This window comes from Pseudohalocynthiibacter sp. F2068 (assembly GCF_023015645.1).
Lineage (GTDB): Bacteria > Pseudomonadota > Alphaproteobacteria > Rhodobacterales > Rhodobacteraceae > Pseudohalocynthiibacter > Pseudohalocynthiibacter aestuariivivens.
The window spans coordinates 166,589-187,691 of sequence record NZ_JALKAK010000008.1; the positions used below are offsets into that span (position 1 = coordinate 166,589).

Below are 21,103 nucleotides of genomic sequence, written 5' to 3' on the forward strand. Positions count from 1 at the left end.
ATACCATGCTAAAACTGCATACCCAGGAAGAATGGATCGAACGCGCCAAAGCCGTATTACCGGCTGGCGGTTTTGGTAATTTTGACCCCGGCATTATCATCGGCCGCGGCGAAGGTTCGCGTGTTTGGGATGAGGATGGAAAAGAATATGTTGATTACCTGATCGGCTCTGGCCCGATGTTGCTGGGGCACGGACACCCTGAAGTGTTGGAAGCCGTGCTGGAGCAGTTGCCACGCGGCATGACATTTTTTACGAACAACACGGCTGGCATAGAGTTGGCCGAGGAAATCTGCCGCGCTGTGACCTGTGCGGATCAGGTGCGCTATGTCACTTCTGGTGGCGAGGCGGATATGTACGCCATCAGGCTTGCACGTGCGTTCACGGGCCGTAACAAGATCATGAAATTTGAAGGTGGCTACCACGGTATGTCTGCCGAAGCGCAGATGAGCCTTGCGCCCGCCGCACGTGTCAACTTCCCCCAGGCTGTACCAGACAGCGCAGGTATCCCGGATGCAGTACGCGCGCAGATGCTGATTGCGCCTTTCAATGATCTGGAGTTTGCGCGGTCATTGATTGCCGAGCATCACAAAGAGATTGCGGCGATCATCGTGGAGCCGCTGCAACGTATCGTCCCACCTGTGCCGGGCTTTCTGGAAGGGCTGCGCGACCTTTGTACTGCACATGGAATTGTTTTAATTTTCGATGAGATCGTCACAGGCTTCCGGCTCGACTATGGCGGGGCACAGGAACGTTACGGTGTGGTGCCGGATCTGTGCACCTTGGGCAAGATCATAGGTGGCGGCTTTCCGTTGGCAGCGGTTGCCGGGCGTTCAGATATCATGGCGCATTTTGATAAATCAAAGGTTGGGGCGGATAAATGGCTGATGCAACTCGGCACGCTTTCGGGCAATCCGGTCGCGGCTATTGCAGGGTTGAAAACGATGGAAATCTTACGCCGCGAAGGTACTTATGATCACCTGCGCAGCCTTGGGCATCAGCTTATGAACATGCAGGCAGAGGCATTGAACGCAGCCGGAATTGCGCATCAGATTGTTGGTGACCCCACGTTGTTCGATGTGCTGTTCACCGACAAAACCATACGCACTTACCGCGATACTCAGGACGCAGACACCAGTATGAGTGCGTCCTATAACAAGGTGTTACGAGAGGATGGCGTGTTTAAATCATCCGGGAAAATGTATCCGTGCCTTGCGCTAACCAGAGATGATCTTGATTTGACCAGGGCGGCAGTAGAGCGTGCGGTCAGCGAGGGTCTTCATAATAAGTAAGAAAGTGACTGCCAGTTGGGTTTCTCGAACTGGCAGCCCATCCTCAAAAATCGAGGTTTTCCACACTTAGCGCATTTTTCTGGATAAATTCGCGGCGTGGCTCAACAACATCACCCATCAGTTTGGTAAAGATATCATCGGCATCGGCCATATCTTCGATTTTTACCTGAAGGAAGGTGCGCGCGTCCGGGTCAAGCGTGGTTTCCCAAAGCTGTTCGGGGTTCATTTCGCCCAAGCCCTTGTAGCGTTGTAGTGATAAGCCCTTTTCGCCCTCGGTCAGGATAGCCTGCAACAACTCAGTCGGGCTGTGGATCAGCACTTCTTTGTCCTTGCGGATCAGTTTTGCCGGCTGGCCGTAAACATCCTTCATCGTCTCGGTATAGGTACCAAGCTTGCGTGCCTCGCCCGAACGGATCACATGGCCGTCCAGTGTGCGCACCTCTTCAACACCGCGCAACAGACGCGCCAGTCGCATGCCTTTGTCTTGTGTCGGGCGGCCCTGCCAACCGCGTTCGTACTCAACAGCGATAAGGTCAAGCCGCGCGGCGACTGCATTTGCGACGCCTTGCAGATCGGTATCAACGGCACCCGCCACAAAGGCGGCAGCAATCGCCGCCTGCTCCAGAATGTGTTGCGGATAATGCGTTGGGAAGGTTTGCAGAATTCGCCGGACCTGTCGGGCCTCTTCCACAATACGCCCAAGATCCTGCCCAATGATTTCTTCACCAGATGCAAGGCGAAGAACAGCACCATCCACGCCTTGCTGAATCAGATAGTCGTCAAGCGCAGCCTGATCTTTCAGGTAAACCTCTGATTTACCCCGCGCAACTTTGTAAAGCGGTGGCTGCGCGATATAGAGGAATCCACCTTCGATCAGTTCCGGCATGTGCCGGAAAAAGAAGGTCAGCAGCAATGTACGGATGTGGGCGCCGTCCACGTCAGCATCGGTCATGATCACGATCTTGTGGTAACGAAGCTTGCTGATGTCAAACTCATCGCGCCCAATACCGGTGCCAAGCGCCATCACAAGGTTGCCGATTTCCTGGCTGGCGAGCATTCGGTCAAACCGAGCCCGTTCAACATTCAAAATTTTCCCGCGCAACGGTAGAACAGCTTGTGTCTTCCGATCGCGCCCGGTTTGGGCGGACCCACCGGCAGAGTCCCCTTCCACCAAAAAGACTTCGGTCTTTGAAGGGTCCTTTTCAGAGCAGTCCTTAAGCTTGCCTGCAAGGAAATTCACATCCATAGCCGTCTTGCGGCGTGTTAGTTCACGCGCTTTACGTGCGGCTTCGCGGGCCAGTGCAGCCTCGACAATTTTGCTGACAACTTGCTTTGCAATCGCCGGGTTTTCTTCAAACCACTCGGCCAGCTTTTCGTTCACCAAGCCTTCGACAGCCGGGCGCACCTCGGATGAAACAAGTTTGTCTTTGGTTTGGCTGCTGAATTTCGGGTCCGGAACTTTAACTGACAGAACGCAGGTCAAACCTTCGCGGGCGTCATCGCCGGTAAAGCTGATCTTTTCCTTTTTCGCGATGCCTGATGACTGCGCGTAATTATTGATGGTCCGGGTCAACGCCCCACGAAAACCAGCCAAATGCGCACCACCGTCGCGTTGCGGGATGTTGTTGGTAAAGGGCAGGACATTTTCGTGGTAGCTGTCATTCCACCACATCGCCACTTCAACACCTATGCCATCTTTTTCGCCAACCATGAAAATAGGTTCCGGCATAACGGGTGTTTTAGAGCGATCCAGATAGCGAACAAATTCTTTCACGCCGCCTTCGTAGAACAGTTCTGTCTTCAGCACTTCGGCAGGACGTTCATCGACCAGAATGATCCGAACGCCAGAATTCAGAAACGCAAGTTCGCGCAAGCGATGTTCCAGCGTTTTGAAGATGAAGTCCCGGTTAGAAAACGTCTCTAATGAGGCCAAAAATCGCACCTCGGTGCCTTTTCGGCCATTGGCATCGCCAACAACGCGTAGTGGTTCGACGGTAAAGCCACCTTCAAATCGGGCGTAGTGTTCTTTACCATCGCGCCAGATGCGGAGTTCCAGGTAATCGGACAGGGCGTTCACAACAGAAACACCCACACCGTGCAAACCGCCAGAGACTTTGTAGGAGTTCTGGTCAAACTTACCGCCGGCGTGCAGCTGGGTCATGATGACCTCGGCTGCTGAAACACCTTCTTCTTCGTGGATACCAACAGGAATACCACGACCATTGTCGCTGACAGAAACGCTGGAATCGGCGTGAATGGTGACGTTTACTGCGTCAGCAAATCCGCCCAATGCTTCATCGATACCGTTGTCTACAACTTCATACACCATATGGTGCAGGCCAGAGCCGTCATCGGTATCGCCGATATACATACCGGGTCGTTTGCGAACCGCTTCTAACCCTTTGAGAACTTTAATAGAATCGGCGCCATATTCTTCTGGTTTTTGTGCGTCGTCAGACATTCTGCTCTTCCTGATTTTCTGACGGTTTTTATATCTGGTTTAGGGGGGAATGTCACGCGAATCGCCCATAATTTACGCTTAGACAAAGGGAATGATCAGCCCCACAAAAATCAGCAGAATCCCTGCGGTAATATTTACCCGCCTGAGGGCCGAAGAGGAGGTGAGAAGCAGCCGCATACGGTCGACGAAAAGCGCCAAAATCAAGTTCCCAATCAGCGGAACAGCCATTGAAATAGCAACGATTGCAGCGATGTCAGGACCGGTGACTTTTGTAAGATCAAAGAACCCTGGCAAAACACCCATGTAAAACAAAATGGCCTTGGGGTTGCTGAGAATCACAGCAACGCCAGCCACAAACCCGGCCCAGGCACCGGGGCGCGTTAGACGTTTGTCCTGGTTGATCCCTTTGTCCGCATTGCGGATCAATGACCAACCCATCACGAGAAAAATAAGGGTCGCGACATAGCGCAGAACGGTCATAAAGCCATCAAAAGTTCCGACGACCCAACTTACCCCCAAAATAGCGAGAAATGGCCAGACGGCGTCACCAACCACAACGCCCAACGCGAGCGGCCATGCCGCCTGAAACCCGCCAGAGAGCGATCGTGCGAGCAGTGCAACCCAAACAGGGCCTGGGGTCAGGAACAATATGCTGATCGCACCCGCATAAAGTACCAGATCAAAAAGCGGCAGGGTCATGAGCAATTTATCTCTGCTATAGCAGAAACTCCGGCAGTTTCGGTTACTTCCAGATATTTGGCGCGTTCGCCAAGGTCTGCGAAAAGTTCGGCACCTGTGCCTGTCATCCACGCCTGTGCACCTAACCCACATATTTCATTATAAAGAGCAGCGCGGCGGTCAGCATCAAGATGCGCGGCGACTTCATCCAGCAGTAAGATAGGGGGTGCGCCAAAGCTTTCGGTCAATGCGCGCGCGTTGGCCAGTATAAGCGAGACCAGCAGCGCTTTCTGTTCTCCTGTTGAACAATCGCGTGCCGCAACATCCTTCGCGGCGTAGGTCGCCAGAAGGTCTGCCCTGTGCGGCCCAACCAGGGTGCGCCCGGCCAAGAGATCTCGGGGGCGGCTTTCTGCGAGTGCGGCAATCAGTGCAAGTTCTTCATCGGGCATTTCGACATCATCCGCATGGGTAAGGTGAAGGGCAGCGGTTGGAAAGCTTGTCTCTGCTTTAGCCTGAGAAGCAGTAAGCGCGGCGAGTGCATCTTTCCGATTGCGATGGACTGCAGTGCCCGCACGGGCCATCTGTGCCTCAAGTGCTGCGTACCAGGCAGGGTCGCGCACCTGATCCTTAAGCAGGCGGTTGCGTTCGCGCATGGCTTTTTCATAGGTCAAGGTGGCCTCTGCGTGACCGGGCTCAAAACTAAGGGTCATCCGGTCCAAAAAGCGCCTGCGCCCTTCTGCGCCCTCAATCCAAAGCCGGTCCATCGAGGGTATAAGCCACAAAACCCGTGCGACCCGACCCAACGCGATTTGGCTTGCGGCTTTGCCGTCTATCCGGACGGACCGGGACTGACCCGATTCAGACCACGTTTCAATTTCATGTAGTTGATGGAGGCTGTTCAAACTCGCGCTGACTTTCCATCCCAGCGTCTCGGGTCTACGCGCCATATCTTCGGTCGATGCGCGCCGGAGGCCACGACCGGGCGACAAAAGCGATATTGCCTCAAGAATGTTTGTTTTACCCGCCCCGTTTGGGCCATAAAGCGCAATGGGTCGTTCGTCTGCCGTCAGCCGCAAAGCCTTGTGCGAGCGAAAGTGCGAAAGTTGCAATTCAGCAATTGTCAGGCCGGACATACCGGATCTTTCCGGATTATAAGTTTGAATATGCCTGAGATGTTAACGCTCTGGCACGGCATCTCTTACACGCGCATCGGCATGACAACATAGATCGCGCTGGTGTCATTGCCTTCGCGCATCAGGGTTGGGTCACCGGAAGAATTGAACATGAAGACCGCATTCTCGCGATCAACCTGACTGGCGATTTCCAGCAGATATTTCGCGTTGAACCCAATTTCCAACCGCTCATCATTATAGGCGACGGCAAGTTCTTCTTCTGCAGCACCGCTGTCAGGGGCATTGACCGAAAGAATCAGTCGATCTTCGTCGAGCGAGAGTTTTACCGCGCGTGACCGTTCTGACGAAACGGTCGCAACACGGTCAACGGCTTGCGCGAAATCGGCGGCGTCAACTTCCAGTTTCCGCGTGTTTCCCGTTGGGATGACGCGGGTGTAGTCGGGGAACGTGCCATCAATGACTTTGGATGTCAGGGTGATTTCAGGCGTCGCGAAGCGAATTTTAGTTTCGGAAACAGAAACAGCGATTTGCATGTCGTCGTCATCCAGTAGCTTGCGCAGTTCGCCCACTGTCTTACGTGGCACGATCACGCCAGGCATATCCCCTGCACCATCTGGTAAACCAGAGTCGATCCGAGCAAGGCGATGTCCATCGGTCGCAACACAACGCAACACCTTGCCACCGTCAGAGTCTGCAACATGCATGTAGACGCCGTTCAGGTAGTAACGCGTTTCTTCGGTTGAAATAGCGAATTTTGACTTGTCAAAAAGTCGGCGTAAATCTGCAGCGCGCGCAGAGAAGTTAGACGCATACTCCGACGTTGCCATAACGGGGAAATCTTCTTTGGGTAAAGTAGCCAGTGAGAAGTTGGATCGCCCGGCTTCGACCGCAAGGCGCCCTGAAGCACCATCATCTGTCAGCGAAACCAGCGCCCCGTCTGGCAGTTTACGCACAATTTCGTGCAACATGACGGCCGAGACGGTTGTTGCGCCAGCACGTTCAACTTGTGCCAGCGTTTTATCCACGACTTCGATATCAAGATCGGTAGCGCGGAAGCTAACAGCATCGCCTTCCGCCTCTATCAGGACATTGGCAAGGATTGGAATGGTATTGCGCCGCTCTACGACCGACTGCGCCTGAGACACCGCTTTCAGAAGGGCTGCGCGCTCGATACTAATTTTCATTCCATCACTCCTACAGGTGTCGGGGCGGTGAACGTAGCGCATTCACCTCCCCGCTCAAGTCTTTTTTGGAATGTCTGTTGCTTTGAGGGGGGCGTCAAGGCCTGACCCGCAGCAATCAGGCCTCTAAACTGCGTCTCAGCAGCTCAAGATCCTCTGCGATTTGATTATCGAGCATTTTTAGCTCTTCCACTCGCTTTACACCGTGCATGACCGTTGTGTGGTCACGGCCTCCAAAGCGGCGGCCGATTTCAGGTAAACTGCGCGATGTCAGCTGTTTTGCCAGATACATTGCGATCTGACGGGGTCTTGCAATAGTGCGCAATCGCCGTGGGCCGATTATTTCGGACAGGCGAATATTATAGTGCTCGCTGACTTTCCGCTGAATTTCGTCAATTGTGATTTTCCTGTCCGAAGCGCGAAGTATATCGGCCAGGCAATCCTGCGCCAGATCAAGCGTGATCTCTTTGCCAACAAGCGAGGCAAAAGCGAACAAGCGCATCAACGCCCCTTCGAGCACGCGAACATTTGTAGAGATGCGATGGGCGAGAAATTCCAGCACGCCATTTGCCAGAACCAGATCGCTGTATTGCTTGCGATAGTGCACAACTTTCTGCTGAAGGATGCCAAGGCGAAGTTCGTAATCCGTTGGATGTAAATCCACGACCAAACCACATTGCAGTCGTGATTTAATGCGATCCTCAAGACCCTTGATTTCGCCAGGCGCACGGTCTGCCGATATGATGATTTGTTTGTTCTGGTCTACGAGAGCGTTAAAGGTGTGAAAGAACTCTTCCTGAGTGCTGTCTTTGCCAGCGATAAACTGGACATCATCAACCATAAGAATATCGACCGAGCGGAACAGCTCTTTGAAGTCCATCATCTTGCGTTCACGCAAGGCTTGCACGAAACGATACATAAACTGTTCTGCGGACAGATAGACCACATTTTGTTGCGGGCTTCTGCTTTGCAATTCGTGGGCAATCGCGTGCATCAGGTGCGTTTTACCCAAGCCGACACCACCATAAAGGAACAGCGGATTAAAGGTTACAGGCCCACCCTCTGCAACGCGTTTGGCTGCGGCATGTGCCAACTCGTTTGGTTTACCTACGACGAAACTATCGAAAGTGAATCTATTATCAAGCGGTGCGCCCGGAAGTTCGCTATCTTCTTTCGTTCCTTCCGCAGAATTCGCTGGAGTTGGAACTTGGCTGGGTGACGCTTTTCTTGAGGAAGAGATTGCAGGAACCGTGAATTCCACGCGACTAACAGCTTCCCCATTTTTTCCAAGCAAGTGAATAATTTGCTCGCCAAAATTGCGGGAAACCCAATTTCCCATAAAATTTGTCGGTACAAAAAAGGTTGCAACCCCATTGCGCAAGCTAGAGAATTCTAACGGTTCAATCCAGTTAACGTAGTTGTTTTTCCCAACTGTTTTTTGAAGTTCCGCCCTAACATGTCCCCAAGTTTCGTCTGTCATCTAGTGTTACCCACTTAGCAATTTTTCAATTTAAAGGCAGCCAAACTACCTTCCCGGAACAACCAGTTCTTTCACTGGGCCCGGCATTTATTGCGACAACACTTTCCTAACGCTGCCAGAGTGAACACACTGGCGGTGATGTGCCGAAAAGGCACACTCCAAGAACACACCAAACGGCGTGTTGAGTTTACGTTTTTGGATAGCAAACAAAGCAACGGAACTTTCAGTTCCAGGTTCTCTTTACTGCTTCCGCAAACGCGGGCTCTTAAGACATGTTCCACGGATCTTAGGACCAGCCCGAATTTTTGAGCCGCCGCACCGCTACATCAGAACAACGAACTTACGCATAGCAAGGTCTGTCCTGATGATTTAAAAACACGAGGAATTTTTCGGTTTATGCATTTTGGGTTTCATTAGGCAGATGCCCCCAAAAATGCGCGAACAAAACTCGTGTCCCTACATGTCCCCCCAAAGTAGACGTGAATCGCATGGCTAAGCTAGCAAGGCCTTAGCAGGCCGCGCAACAGAACTTCGAACTTGACTCAATCTTTGTCGAAACGAATCTCACGGTTAAATTTTTTTTTGTTGAGAAACTGGGAGGATGCCGCAGTTGCAAACAAAACAGGCGCGGCAAAAAAGCCACGCCTGTTCAAAATTTCAAAACCAGTGGTAGATTAACTGATTGCTTTTACACGCGCTGCGAGTCGCGACATTTTGCGAGCAACAGTGTTTTTGTGCAGTATACCTTTGGTCACACCGCGCATCAGTTCTGGCTGAGCTTCGCGAAGTGCTGTTGCAGCTTCGTCTTTGTTCCCAGAGGAAATCGACTCTTCTACTTTACGCAGAAAAGTACGAATGCGCGAACGACGCGCTTTGTTAACTTGAAACCGCGTTTCGTTTTGACGCGCGCGTTTTTTAGCTTGAGGCGAGTTGGCCATAGTCGGACGTCCCATCTTTTTGGGTTCGTGAAATCTGAAGTCGGGCTTCTATGACCGACTCAGCTTGAAGTCAACGGTGTTTACAAAGAATTACTTATTATTTGTCTCGAAATTGTGGTTCGCGTTTCTCCAGAAAGGCTGCCATGCCCTCTTTTTGGTCTTCAGAGGCGAATAGCGAATGGAACAATCGCCGCTCGAACAACAAACCTTCGCTAAGTGTCGTTTCATAGCTGCGATTGACGGCTTCTTTCACCACAGCGGTCGTCAGCATGGATTTTTCAGCAATTTTTTGCGCAGCTGACAGCGCCTCTTCGAGCAGTTTTTTCGCTGGTACAACACGGCTGACCAGTCCCGAGCGCTCCGCCTCCTTGGCGTCCATGAAACGACCGGTCAGGTTCATATCCATGGCTTTGGATTTTCCGACGAACCGGGTTAGCCGCTGCGAACCGCCGATGCCTGCTACAACCCCAAGGTTGATTTCAGGCTGACCAAATTTTGCAGTGTCCGAAGCAATGATAAAATCACACATCATCGCCAGCTCACATCCGCCGCCAAGTGCGTAACCTGACACGGCTGCGATGATGGGTTTGCGGCATTTCAGGAATTGCTCAGTCTCGCGGCCGAAAAGGTTACTCATGAAGACTTCTACAAAAGTCTTTTCTGCCATCTCTTTAATGTCTGCCCCGGCAGCAAAAGCCTTTTCAGACCCGGTGATCACAACGCAGCGTACCTTGTCATTCTCTTCTGTTGATTTCAGTGCGTCTGCCAGTTCGCCTAACAACTGAGTGTTCAGTGCATTCAGTGCGTCTGGACGGTTCAATCTGATAAGCGCGACGTGGTTTTCCACTTCGACGATCAGTGTTTCATAGGCCATGTGTTTGCCATTTGTTACTTCGGTTCAGCGCGATTCATTAGCATTCTGACAGCACGGATCAAGCTATCTTTGGCATTGCGGACAATAGAAAGACGAGCGACCGGACTGTACGATTCGCTTAATCTTTCCTTTACACCCTGGGTTGACGCAAGGTTCACCTTCGCGCCCGTAAACACGGAAACTGTGTTGAAAATAACCAAGTTCCCCGTCTGTTTGACGATAATCCTTAAGCGAAGACCCACCTGCCTCTATCGCCTCTGACAGAACGTCGCGAATAGCGGGAACCAGTGCAGAAATTCGCTTTTTAGGTAAATCTTTAGCTTTTCGGCCAGGCGACATTCCAATCCGGTGCAGCACTTCGCAGACATAAATGTTTCCAAGACCTGCAACGATTCGCTGGTCTAACAGCGCAGATTTGATGGGGCTATTTTTACCCTTTAGCCGACCAACCAGATATTCTTCGTTAAACTCATTGCCAAGCGGTTCTGGCCCAAGCGCAGAGAGCAGTTTGTGAGACTCAACATCCATAGACGGTGCAAGATCCATCGCGCCAAAACGACGTGCATCATTAAAAATAATCCGCGTACCGCCCTCCATATCCATCACGACGTGATCGTGTTTTTCGGGTGCGGGGTACGCATGATGAAACTCTCCGACTTGTCCGCCAGAAATTAACATTCGACCGGACATACCAAGGTGAATGATCAGCGTTTCACCTGTCGAAAGCTCCGCTAAAATGTACTTCGATCGACGGCGCAACGCCTTTACCGTTGCTCCAGTAAGCCTAACGGCCATATTTTCCGGAAAGGGCCACCGCAGATCGGGGCGATTAACCTTTGCTAAAACAATTCGTTTGCCTTCCATCACGGGTAACAACCCGCGACGAACCGTCTCGACCTCTGGTAATTCAGGCACGACAACCCTTCCTTTGTCAGAGGGCGCATTGTATCGCGCCCTCAGCGCCTTATAAGAGGGGCGGCATCGAAGGACAGCAAGACCCATGAGCGAGAAAACCACACATTTCGGCTTTCAAATCGTAAACGAAGACGACAAGGCCGGTATGGTTCATGGCGTTTTCACCAATGTGGCGTCGAAATACGATGTGATGAACGATGCCATGTCCATGGGGATCCACCGTGTCTGGAAAGATGCGATGATGGATTGGCTGGCACCACGTGCCGGGCAGAAATTGTTAGACGTGGCGGGTGGTACCGGTGACATCTCTTTTCGTTTCCTGAAACGGGCTGGGCAGGCGCACGCAACCGTGCTCGATATGACAGAATCTATGCTCATCGAGGGTTCTAAACGCGCTGAAGCGACAAAACAGGCCGAAAGCCTGAACTGGGTTGTGGGCGATGCAATGGCCTTGCCGTTCGAGGCAAACACATTTGATGTCTATACCATAAGCTTCGGTATCCGTAATGTGACCCGAATCCCTGATGCGCTATCAGAGGCTTATCGTGTCTTGCGCCCCGGCGGGCGTTTGATGGTGCTGGAGTTCAGCCAATTGCCAAACGCAGCAATGCAAAAGGCCTATGATCTTTATTCTTTCAACGTGATTCCCAAATTGGGCAAAATGATCGCGAACGACGCCGACAGCTATCAGTATCTTGTCGAATCGATCCGCAAATTCCCGGATCAGGAAACCTTTGCTGGCATGATACGGGACGCGGGGTTTGAAAACGTAAGCTATCGAAACCTGACAATGGGCGTTGCGGCACTCCACTCAGGTTGGAAAATTTAACAGATGCGCGGACCTCACAATATTTGGCGGCTCGTTCGCACAGGTGCCACTTTTGAGCGCACGGGCGCGATGCGGATCATTCTTGATGCATTGGAAGCGCCAAGATCGTTAAGAATTGCCGCGCGTGTTCTTGGCTGGCCATTTAAATGGCTGGGGCTGAAGGGTGATCCGAACATGCCGCCTGCGACCCGTGCGCTGACCGCGCTGGGACCAGCATACATTAAATTTGGTCAGGTGCTTTCAACGCGCCCGGACGTTGTGGGCGACGACATGGCCCAGCAGTTGACAGTTCTTCAGGACAAGCTGCCGCCGTTCACTGTTGAGCTTGCCAAAGCCTGCGTCGAAGAACAGCTTGGCCGCCCAGTGGATTCTATGTTCTCAGAATTCAGCGAACCGGTTGCCGCAGCCTCTATCGCACAAGTTCACAAGGCAAGGCTTGCGGATACAGGTGAAGAAGTAGCGGTTAAAGTGCTTCGCCCAAATATCGAGCGCGCATTTCAAAAGGATATAGATGCCTTTTACTTTGCCGCTTCAGTTATCGAATTTCTGTCACCCTCTTCGCGACGCTTGCGCCCAAACGATGTCATCGAACATTTTGAGGGGGTTGTTCTGGGTGAGCTGGATTTAAGGCTGGAAAGCGCCTCTGCCTCTGAATTTGCAGCAAACACTGTAGGGGACGCTGCGTTTCAGGTACCCGACGTTCGCTGGAACTATTCGGGGCGTCGCATGATGACGCTGGGTTGGGCTGAAGGGGTGCCGCTGGGGGACAATGCAGCACTTGATGCTGCCGGACACGATAGGACAGTTCTGGGCGACCGGGTGCTTCAACTCTTCCTTTCACATGCGCTGCGAGATGGGTTTTTCCACGCGGATATGCACCAGGGGAACCTAAAAGTAGCAGCAAATGGCGATCTGATCGCATATGACTTTGGTATCATGGGGCGGATCGACGAATACACTCGTCGCGTCTATGCAGAAATTCTGTTTGGCTTCATTAAAAGAGATTACAAACGGGTCGCTGAAGTTCACTTTGAAGCCGGGTATGTACCCGCCGACCGCGATGTCGACGAATTTGCGCGCGCACTTCGTGCTGTTGGAGAGCCTATTTTCGGGATAGACGCCAGCGGCATTTCTATGGGTAATTTGCTGAGTTATCTGTTTGAAGTGACAGAGCGGTTTGGCATGGAAACCAGAACCGAACTTATTCTTCTGCAACGCACGATGGTGGTGGTTGAAGGTGTTGCAAGGTCTTTGAATCCGCATATCAACATCTGGCAGGTCGCGCGTCCGGTTGTTGAAGATTACATCAAGGAAAGCATCGGCCCACGCGCTTTCGCACGTGATTTGGTGCGCACCTTGCGTGTTGTCGCCCGCTTCGGGCCCCGGCTTCCGGAGATGGCAGAGACCGCCTTGATCCGTCAGTCCCAAGACACGGTCGCCCCGCCGCAACCGTCGCATTGGCGCCCTGTAGGATATGTGTTTCTTGGTGCCCTTTTCGCGGGTGCGGGCTTTTGGCTTTCAACTTTGCTCTAACGCCGCCAGTTCCAGCAACATTGCATCAGCATAGTCGGCAGCACCTCTTTTTGCTTTCCACAGGCAATAGGCAGCCATACGCCAGTGAAACCAGGGTGCAAGCTGGGTGTAGCGTTCCGAAACCTTTGGGTTCTCGTAGGCTTCCAAAAAGTCGTATTGTTCACCCGATGACAGCGCGATGCCGCCATAGAGGCTCTGCATTGCGGGTGACAGGAATACGGCGATGTCTTCACAAGGGTCACCAATTGAGGGGCACTGCCAGTCTATAAGGCGCAACCCTTCGGGTGACACGAGCACATTATTCGGCACGACATCACCGTGGATAAGGCACAGTTCAGAAAGAGGTGCGACGTCGCGCAAAGGTTTCATGGCCAAAATCTTAGCCGCTTCCGAACTGGAACAACCTGCCAAGATAGTCTCTGTTATTGCCTGAATTGCGTCAGAACCTGACGGGGTTGTTCTAAGATCAGGTCGCTCTGGCAGGCGATGTATTTGCGAAAGCAGCCTTGCAACCTGCGTGCCATCTTTCCGCCAGCTGTGGCCCACAACATGTTCATAGACGATGCAGAAACCGAGCGCTGTTTCCATCGTTCCGACAAGGGATGGCGCGATTCCCATACCATTCAGCGCACGCAGTACGTTTGCTTCGGACACACCGTCATTCGGGAAAAGCGGGTTTTTGTTACAGCCGCTGAACAGTTTTACAACCAGCGGTTTCTCGGGAGCTTCGACTTTCCAAATCGCATTTGTCCGACCACCAGACAATGGAGTCCAGTCCGCCCCGACAGGCACAAGGAAACGGCCTTCCAGTTGCGACCGGAGCAGGTCAGGCAGAAGCGGCTGAAGGGATGCTGGATCAGACAGAGCACTACCTTTAGAATTATAAGAGCACGCGCCCTGTTAAGCCTGCAGAAGTTACGCTTCAACCCCTCAGCTTGGTGGGTGTTGCCGCAGCGCGGTAACCGTGCTTGCAGGAACGCTCGCGCCGCTTTCGAGGATCAGAACGGTTTCACCGTTTTCGATCCGTGCTTCGGATACTGACGAAAAGGTTTCGGCCTGTTGTGTTTGCAGCAGTTCGCCGCCAGAAAAATGCTCAACTTCAAAGTTGTAGATTCCGAACGGAAATGGTGAACCATCGTCGCGGACCCCCGCCCATTCGACGGTGCTCTGGTCAGCAGGAATTTCGATTCGTTGGATCTCTGACTGATCTGCAGCTTTGACAACAAGAAATGCCTGATCTGCCAGAGCATCAGGGGTAAATGCAATTTCGACCGGGCTTCCGTCAAAAGAAGCGGGCGCAGCGGCACGCGCTTCCATCCCGATCCAATCTGCAAGCTGTGCGATTCCAAGTACGCCAGACTGGGAGCCAAGGTTTTGCAAAAGCTCATTCGTGCGCACTTGTTGTTCAACACCAGAAAAAGTCGCGAGCTGGACGGCAAAATCCGCAGACTGAATAGGGTTTTGCGGATCCTGGTTTTGCAGTTGGGTCGTCAACATTTTTAGAAAAGTTTCAAAATCAGAATTGATCACCGTAGCGGGCGGTGTTTGCGGATTGGCCGCTGAAGTAACCGCAGGGTTTGCAGATTGAGGGATTTCCATTTGCGTCCTTTCAAAGCCGTAAATCGAGCTCTTCCGCCCGATCTAATGTTAGCTTCAAGTGGTTTCTGCTTGCTGTGGCCGTATCAGTTTGCGCTGAGCCGGTAGATGACGCTTCCTGCTCGGGAACATCTTCCGAATTCTGATGACTTTGACCAAAGTTAAAGGTGACGTCAGAGAAGCCGATATCGCCGAATTCTTGAGTCAGAAATTCGATATGCCTCCGCATAAGCTCCAGCGTTTCTGAGCGTTCAGCATTGAGCGTTACCATTACGCCTGACTCGGAAGTCATAACTGTAAGCTGAACCAGACCAAGCTCTTCAGGCGACAAGTTTAGTTCAACGGGTTGATCTTGCTGAATCTTCGCAACATTCGCCAATTGCTGTGCAATATTCCGGCCAATTTCAGTGCGCGTCGGTCCTGGTTCCGGTCGAGAAACCATACTGTTCGGATCGACCGTCAATTTGGCTTCAACATTCACATTATGCGCGTTTGATGTCGTCTCTTCCAGCGAGATATTGAAAAGCGTTGAGTCACCTCCCGTTATTTCGGAAGTGATTGTTGCGTCGGCTGATTGCAAAGAATTTAACGTCGTAACGAGGTTCTGACGCTGAATGTTGCTAACCTCCTCAGCCTGTATCAAAGACAGGGCGGGAGGGTTGAAGGCATCAATTTCAGACCGACGGGCCGCAGAAGCAAATCCAATAATGGGTGGACGCTTTCCGTAAATTTCTTCTGCCATTTCTCCGCCCGCTGTTGGGTTGTGTGCTTCCCTGACGCGAGAAGCCTTTGTTCTAGAAGTATCGGTTTCTAGTTGATCTGGCCTTATTAAAGACTGATTATCATTAGAAGAAACAGCCAGAGCCGATTGAGAGTTTTCTACATTCTCAAGCTGAACAAACGTTGTTGCCGCCTGTTGAGATGATGGCACGCGCAGCTGGACCTCAGGCGAAGACGCGTGTTTAAGAAGCGTGTCGAGATCAGAATTTATGGTGCCTAAAGTACTGTTTTTTGCTGCAGGTAAGTTCTCTGGCTTTGTCGTGCGTGCGATGCTGGGTGATTGTGAACTCGAGGAGATATCTTTGATATCATTGATAGCTGGCAAAGAGTCTAAGACTACTTTTTCGGTATTCAACTCGCTCTGTGCATCAGTTTTTGCGATTGCATCCTCAAATAGAAGGGCCTCAAAAACCTCTCCCCCCGTATCGAGAAAATCTGAGCGGGGGTTTTGCGGGTTACCAATTGCGGAATACGGCAATCCAAATTCCCCCCCGAACCCTGGAGCATCAGGCTCGTGGCGCAGTGACACCATCATCTGATCAAAATCCGGCCCCGTGTGATCAGTTTGATCTGCCCTCACGATTGGATCGTCGCGTACCGCGCCATCTGTTTGCAACCGTAGTTGTGCGTCAGTTTGTTGTTGAATCTGCATGACCGCCTTGGAGTTCTTCCGCGCTAGATACCTTTCTGTTTGATTCTGGTTACTGGTTCTTTACCCAAACCCGCCAAAGTCACGAAAAGTGTTTTCAATTGAAAGGAAACGACGTGAATGAAATAGCAGCCTTTCAGCCAAACAATGCATCAACTGCGGAGTTGAGTAGTAAAGACCAAAAGCTGCGCCATGCTGCGGAACAGTTAGAAGCGAACTTTCTTGCGGAAATGCTCAAGGCCGCAGGGCTTGGTAAATCTCGAGAGAGTTTTGGGGGCGGTATCGGGGAAGAGCAGTTCAGCTCTTTTTTGCGGCAATCGCAGGCTGAGGCTTTGGTTGATCGTGGCGGTATTGGGCTTGCACAGAGCCTGTTTGAGGCCTTGAAGGATCGTCAGGATGGTTGAAGTGATTCAGAACCGAGAGCTGCTTTCTTTGGAAAAACTTCTGGACGAAGAAAGAAAGAAAATTCTTCTTGGGGACGTTGTTAACGTTTCGCGTCTGGCCAGTCAAAAAGAAGCATTGCTATCGCGGCTTGGTATGTCGGCGGAGGACGCGGGGCAGCTAAGTCAGCTACGGGCAAAGGCGGACCGCAACAGAGAATTGCTGGAAGCAGCGATTCGTGGAATCCGGAATGTCACGCAAAGGCTCGAGTTTCTGCGCCGCGGTCAGAGGCCGCTCCTTACGACCTATGATCAATCGGGCCAAAGTCAAAATCTAGGTGGACCCGCCGCTACGTCTTTAGAAAAAAAGGCCTGAGCGCTGGCCTTTAAGATTTGACTTAATTGCTTTGTGCACGGCGTCCTCAGCTTAGGTATCTCTTAGCTTTTTTGCCCAAGATTGGTTTTGCATTCCAGAAGGGGCTGCATGGCGTCGGGCAAGCCCGATGTTGCGCAAACGTCAGAAAGACATCAGATCCCGCCACAGAACAGCGGGGCACGTAATTTGGTGCAAAAGCACTGATTTAATTAAGGAAATGACCATGTCTAGTCTACTGACAAATACCAGCGCAATGGTTGCGCTGCAAACGCTGAAAACAATCAACACTGATCTTGGGAAAACACAAAGTGAAATTTCGACGGGGAAATCTGTTGCTACATCTAAGGACAATTCTGCCATCTTCGCGATCTCCAAAGTGATGGAATCGGACGTTGCGGGCTTTAAGGCAATTTCTGACAGTCTTTCATTGGGAGAGTCTGCAGTATCTCTCGCAAGGCAGGCAACAGAAACTGTCACCGATCTTTTAACCGATATTAAAGGGAAGGTTGTTGCCTCGCAGGCTGAAAATGTCGACCGGTCAAAAATCCAGACCGATATTTCCGCGCTGCGTGACCAGATCACCTCGATTGTCGGGGCAGCACAATTCAACGGTATGAACTTGCTGCAGGGTACCGAAGATGTGAATATTTTGTCATCGCTTGACCGGAGCAGTGATGGGTCCGTGAACGCGAGCAACATTACAGTAAACCGCCAGGATCTATCAAGCGGTGCAGGGTCTTACGGAACTGGAACCAGCCTAACGCCAAACGCGACGTCAAGTTCCGCAACCATTTCCGCAACCGGTAATACCTCGGATTTGACAATCGCTGCCGCCGCAGATGTCAGTGGTGACACCTTCGACATTACAATCGCCGGAACTTCGGTTTCCGTGACTGGCCTCACGGGCGACCAGGACGCAGCCGCAACAGCAATTTCTGCGGCTATCAACGCACTTGGCCTTGAAGGTATCAGCGCATCATCAGTTACCGACACCGTGACGATTTCTTCTGCCAGAGCCTTTGAGGACGTTGGCGTAGCCGCCACATCGGGTGGTACTGGTATAACAGTTTCCGCCGCTACAATTGGGGAACGCGCTGAAAATGTTACCTTCTCCACCTCTGCGAATGTTAATGAAGGCGATGGTTACAAAGTAACTGTTGGCACAGATGAGTTTACCTATGTTGCGGGTAAGGGTGAAAACTTTGAAGATGTTGCAAACGGCCTGAAAACAGCAATTGATGCTGGCGGTCTTGCCGGGATTACGACCAGGGTTGCAATTGGTTCCTCTGGCGAGGCTATTCTGAAAGTAGACAACTCCGGGGCGGATGTTGCGTTGGCCTCGGCTGGTGCTGCTGGTGGTGACGCGTCCGGTGGCTTGTTTGGCCTGGATGGTATTGATGTAACAACTAATCAGGGTGCAGATGCTGCTCTTGCCAATATCGAAGTTCTGATCGAAAGCTCAATCGACGCGGCTGCTTCTTTTGGGTCGTCACAAAGCAGGATTGAGACGCAAAACAGCTTTGTTTCCAAACTTACTGATTCATTGAAGGCAGGGATCGGTTCATTGGTTGACGCAAATATGGAGGAAACCTCTGCAAGGCTACAGGCGCTACAGGTGCAGCAACAGCTTGGCGTTCAGGCGCTTTCTATAGCAAACCAGGCACCACAATCGCTCTTGTCACTGTTCAGATAACCCTTTCGCGGGGCGCCTTTCTGGCGCCCCGTCATTCGCGCTGAAAATCGCGATTTGAATGCCTCAGTCATTGAAAGGATATGACGTGAACGCCTACACCATGGCCAAAACGGCCTATTCCGCTTCTGCAACACCGGTTCGCACACCCAGAAGCACCGAGTACCAAACCTTTGCGCGGGTCACACAGAAACTAACCCAGGCAGACGGGAAAACTGGCGCTGAATTTTTGGATTTGGTACGCGCAATTCATGAAAACCGCCAGCTTTGGACGCTTCTTGCTACAGATGTTGCGGGTGATGGAAACGCATTACCACAGCAGTTGCGGGCGCAATTGTTTTACCTTGCTGAATTCACAGCGGAGCACAGCCGCAAAGTCCTGAAAAACGAAGCCAGTGTTGAGGCACTGGTCGATATTAATACCGCGATTATGCGCGGCCTTCGCACACGGACGGATTTAGCATGAGCGGCCTTGTTCTGAAGCTAGGACCAAAGGAACGGGTCCTGATCAACGGTGCCGTGATTGAAAATGGTGACCGCAGGTCGCGCCTGTCTATCGTGACACCAAACGCGAATATCCTGCGGCTGCGTGATGCCATTCACCCGGAAGACGTGAACACCCCGGTACGCCGCGTATGTTACATAGCGCAACTTGTTCTTTCCGGTGACGCAAAGAAAGAGGAGGCGCGCATGCAACTTTTGCGTGGCATCGAACAGCTCAGCCAGATTTTAAGAGACGCGGATAGCAAAAGACATCTGGATGCTGCAAGTCAGTCCGTTATTCATGACCAGTTTTATAAGGCGCTCAAGGCGCTGCGGTCATTGTTGCCGCGTGAAGAACGGCTTATGGCTGCGAGGCAGTCATGAATTTTCAACCTGTCCTCCCGCTGTCCGGGTATCCCGGATGGTTGTTTTTAAATCGCACGCTTGAAACACAGCAAACAGCGCATGACAACACGCAGCAGATTAAAAGAGAAACCGCCTATTTCGAGAAAAACATAGGCCGGATTCAAACCGCCGAGGCGCTCGTCCAAGACCGAACCCTTTTAAAGGTCGCTTTGGGAGCGTTCGGTCTGGATGACGACATCGGCAACAAATTCTTCATTCGAAAAGTTTTAGAAGATGGCACGTTGGAGCGTAGCGCCCTGTCAAACAGGCTCGCTGACAAAAGATACTTCGAATTTTCCAAAGCATTTGGTTTCGGGGATTTTTCGACTCCGAACACGCAACTAAGCGATTTTGGAGCACGCATTGCGGAGGCCTACAAAGAACGGCAGTTTGAAGTTGCGGTTGGTGATCAGGACGAAAACATGCGACTGGCGCTTGGCGCACAGCGCGAGTTAGACGCCCTGACCAAACGCGATATTTCCGACAATGCAATGTGGTTTACAGTTATGGGCAACGCTCCTTTGCGCAACGTGTTTGAAACTGCACTGGGTCTGCCTTCCAGCTTTGGGTCGCTGGATTTGGACAAGCAACTTGAGGTTTTTCGTGACAGAGCGGAACGGCAATTTGGTGCGAAAAATATAGCGCAGTTTGCAGACCCCGAAAAACAAGAAGAGCTGGTAAGAAATTTTCTGATCCGGGCCGACATTCAGAAGCAGAATATTTCAATTCTTGGCGGACAGACCGCGTTGGCTCTGCTTGAAAGCGCAAGCGCTATTCGGCCCTTTCGATAAAGGTTGAACTGGTGTGGTCCCTCCCTCTTAGAATCGCGCAGTTTGCACTAGGCTGCGCCCTTTCCGAATAAACTTTTCTACGATGCTGTATCCGGCACTTGTACGTTCTTTAAAATACCGGAAAGCCGCTCGAAACTGGCTTGTCTATTGTCTGTTTCATCTTCGGAAAGGAATGCATCCAGCGCCGGCCAAACTTCGATCGCAGCATCAATCGTCGGGTTGGACCCGGCACTGTACAACCCTGCTTGAATCATCATTTCTGCCCGCTCATATGCCCCCAATAACTGCCGTGTTTTAGTGATTATGGCGGTTTCATTTTCTGAGGCTGCGTTTGGCAAGCTTCTGGAAACGGATTTTAGTAAATCAATTGCTGGGTATCGCCCTCGTTCCGCGATTGTGCGATCCAGAACGACGTGCCCATCCAGAACGCCCCGCAGAATATCGGCAATCGGTTCTTCCATATCTGATCCCGGGACCAATACACTGAACACTGCTGTTGTCTTAGCCCCCTAAAACTGAGCCACTATTTGAGTGTCACAGGAGGAAGAAGGGATGGCTCGGAAACGGTATTCGGATGAGGATGCGCTGAAGATATTGCGCGAGATTGACGTACATCTGCATGATGGTTTGGATGTTGTGAGC

General features: G+C 51.8%; 20 protein-coding genes and 1 pseudogene. 9 read left to right on the plus strand and 12 right to left on the minus strand.

Going from position 1 to position 21,103, the window contains the following annotated elements; genetic code table 11:
• Nucleotides 1-5 precede the first annotated feature (5 nt).
• Nucleotides 6-1,289, plus strand: a complete 1,284-nt coding sequence (locus MWU63_RS11360) for an aminotransferase class III-fold pyridoxal phosphate-dependent enzyme (protein ID WP_247077923.1) — start codon at nt 6-8, stop codon at nt 1,287-1,289.
• Nucleotides 1,290-1,332: 43 nt separating this feature from the next.
• Here MWU63_RS11360 and gyrB read toward each other — a convergent pair whose 3' ends face one another.
• The 8 genes from gyrB to mutM all read right to left on the minus strand — a co-directional run bounded on the left by gyrB (nt 1,333) and on the right by mutM (nt 10,949).
• Nucleotides 1,333-3,750, minus strand: coding sequence for a DNA topoisomerase (ATP-hydrolyzing) subunit B (gene gyrB / locus MWU63_RS11365; RefSeq protein WP_213889765.1), 2,418 nt, complete (start codon nt 3,748-3,750; stop codon nt 1,333-1,335).
• Nucleotides 3,751-3,828: 78 nt separating this feature from the next.
• Nucleotides 3,829-4,449, minus strand: coding sequence for a LysE family translocator (locus MWU63_RS11370; protein WP_213889767.1), 621 nt, complete (start codon nt 4,447-4,449; stop codon nt 3,829-3,831).
• A complete protein-coding gene (gene recF / locus MWU63_RS11375; RefSeq protein WP_213889769.1) occupies nt 4,446-5,561 on the minus strand; it encodes a DNA replication/repair protein RecF in 1,116 nt (371 codons plus the stop codon). Before recF ends, MWU63_RS11370 begins: the two co-directional genes overlap by 4 nt.
• A 65-nt stretch (nt 5,562-5,626) precedes the next feature.
• On the minus strand, nt 5,627-6,745 hold the full coding sequence (gene dnaN / locus MWU63_RS11380) for a DNA polymerase III subunit beta (RefSeq protein WP_213889770.1): 1,119 nt from the start codon (nt 6,743-6,745) through the stop codon (nt 5,627-5,629).
• A 115-nt stretch (nt 6,746-6,860) separates the two neighbouring features.
• Complete coding sequence (gene dnaA / locus MWU63_RS11385; RefSeq protein ID WP_213889772.1) at nt 6,861-8,222, minus strand: chromosomal replication initiator protein DnaA; 1,362 nt, start codon at nt 8,220-8,222, stop codon at nt 6,861-6,863.
• A 674-nt stretch (nt 8,223-8,896) separates the two neighbouring features.
• Nucleotides 8,897-9,160: a 30S ribosomal protein S20 gene (rpsT, locus tag MWU63_RS11390; RefSeq protein ID WP_213889774.1), complete on the minus strand. Its 264-nt coding sequence runs from the start codon at nt 9,158-9,160 to the stop codon at nt 8,897-8,899.
• Nucleotides 9,161-9,257: 97 nt separating this feature from the next.
• Entirely contained in the window at nt 9,258-10,034 is a 777-nt protein-coding gene (locus MWU63_RS11395; protein ID WP_213889777.1) for an enoyl-CoA hydratase, read from the minus strand.
• Between the two features lie 63 nt (nt 10,035-10,097).
• On the minus strand, nt 10,098-10,949 hold the full coding sequence (gene mutM / locus MWU63_RS11400; protein WP_247077925.1) for a bifunctional DNA-formamidopyrimidine glycosylase/DNA-(apurinic or apyrimidinic site) lyase: 852 nt from the start codon (nt 10,947-10,949) through the stop codon (nt 10,098-10,100).
• Between the two features lie 85 nt (nt 10,950-11,034).
• Between mutM and ubiE the strand changes: the two genes are divergently transcribed.
• On the plus strand, nt 11,035-11,778 hold the full coding sequence (ubiE, locus tag MWU63_RS11405; protein ID WP_213889779.1) for a bifunctional demethylmenaquinone methyltransferase/2-methoxy-6-polyprenyl-1,4-benzoquinol methylase UbiE: 744 nt from the start codon (nt 11,035-11,037) through the stop codon (nt 11,776-11,778).
• Nucleotides 11,779-11,781: 3 nt separating this feature from the next.
• Nucleotides 11,782-13,311, plus strand: a complete 1,530-nt coding sequence (gene ubiB / locus MWU63_RS11410) for a 2-polyprenylphenol 6-hydroxylase (RefSeq protein ID WP_213889780.1) — start codon at nt 11,782-11,784, stop codon at nt 13,309-13,311.
• On the opposite strand, the gene MWU63_RS11415 is transcribed toward ubiB, so the two are convergent.
• The 3 genes from MWU63_RS11415 to MWU63_RS11425 form a co-directional block, all read right to left on the minus strand.
• Complete coding sequence (locus MWU63_RS11415) at nt 13,297-14,103, minus strand: aminoglycoside phosphotransferase family protein (RefSeq protein WP_213889781.1); 807 nt, start codon at nt 14,101-14,103, stop codon at nt 13,297-13,299. The genes ubiB and MWU63_RS11415 overlap by 15 nt on opposite strands.
• Before the next feature lie 138 nt (nt 14,104-14,241).
• Nucleotides 14,242-14,910 carry a flagellar hook capping FlgD N-terminal domain-containing protein gene (locus tag MWU63_RS11420; RefSeq protein WP_213889782.1) on the minus strand — a complete coding sequence of 223 codons (669 nt, stop codon included), beginning with the start codon at nt 14,908-14,910 and terminating at the stop codon, nt 14,242-14,244.
• A 10-nt stretch (nt 14,911-14,920) separates the two neighbouring features.
• Nucleotides 14,921-16,339, minus strand: a complete 1,419-nt coding sequence (locus MWU63_RS11425) for a flagellar hook-length control protein FliK (protein WP_213889784.1) — start codon at nt 16,337-16,339, stop codon at nt 14,921-14,923.
• Between the two features lie 122 nt (nt 16,340-16,461).
• Between MWU63_RS11425 and MWU63_RS11430 the strand changes: the two genes are divergently transcribed.
• From MWU63_RS11430 to MWU63_RS11455, 6 genes are all read left to right on the plus strand, one after another.
• Nucleotides 16,462-16,740: a rod-binding protein gene (locus MWU63_RS11430; RefSeq protein ID WP_247077929.1), complete on the plus strand. Its 279-nt coding sequence runs from the start codon at nt 16,462-16,464 to the stop codon at nt 16,738-16,740.
• Nucleotides 16,733-17,092: a hypothetical protein gene (locus MWU63_RS11435; RefSeq protein ID WP_213889786.1), complete on the plus strand. Its 360-nt coding sequence runs from the start codon at nt 16,733-16,735 to the stop codon at nt 17,090-17,092. The genes MWU63_RS11430 and MWU63_RS11435 overlap by 8 nt, the downstream gene beginning before the upstream one ends.
• 223 nt (nt 17,093-17,315) lie before the next feature.
• A complete protein-coding gene (locus MWU63_RS11440; RefSeq protein ID WP_213889788.1) occupies nt 17,316-18,785 on the plus strand; it encodes a flagellin in 1,470 nt (489 codons plus the stop codon).
• Between the two features lie 58 nt (nt 18,786-18,843).
• Nucleotides 18,844-19,248, plus strand: a complete 405-nt coding sequence (gene flaF / locus MWU63_RS11445) for a flagellar biosynthesis regulator FlaF (protein WP_246531723.1) — start codon at nt 18,844-18,846, stop codon at nt 19,246-19,248.
• Entirely contained in the window at nt 19,245-19,649 is a 405-nt protein-coding gene (gene flbT / locus MWU63_RS11450; RefSeq protein WP_213889790.1) for a flagellar biosynthesis repressor FlbT, read from the plus strand. The genes flaF and flbT overlap by 4 nt, the downstream gene beginning before the upstream one ends.
• On the plus strand, nt 19,646-20,461 hold the full coding sequence (locus MWU63_RS11455) for a DUF1217 domain-containing protein (protein ID WP_247077927.1): 816 nt from the start codon (nt 19,646-19,648) through the stop codon (nt 20,459-20,461). Before flbT ends, MWU63_RS11455 begins: the two co-directional genes overlap by 4 nt.
• Nucleotides 20,462-20,538: 77 nt before the next feature.
• Here MWU63_RS11455 and fliI read toward each other — a convergent pair.
• Nucleotides 20,539-20,958: pseudogene (fliI, locus tag MWU63_RS11460) on the minus strand (flagellum-specific ATP synthase FliI); the annotation flags it as partial.
• Nucleotides 20,959-21,103: the final 145 nt, after the last annotated feature.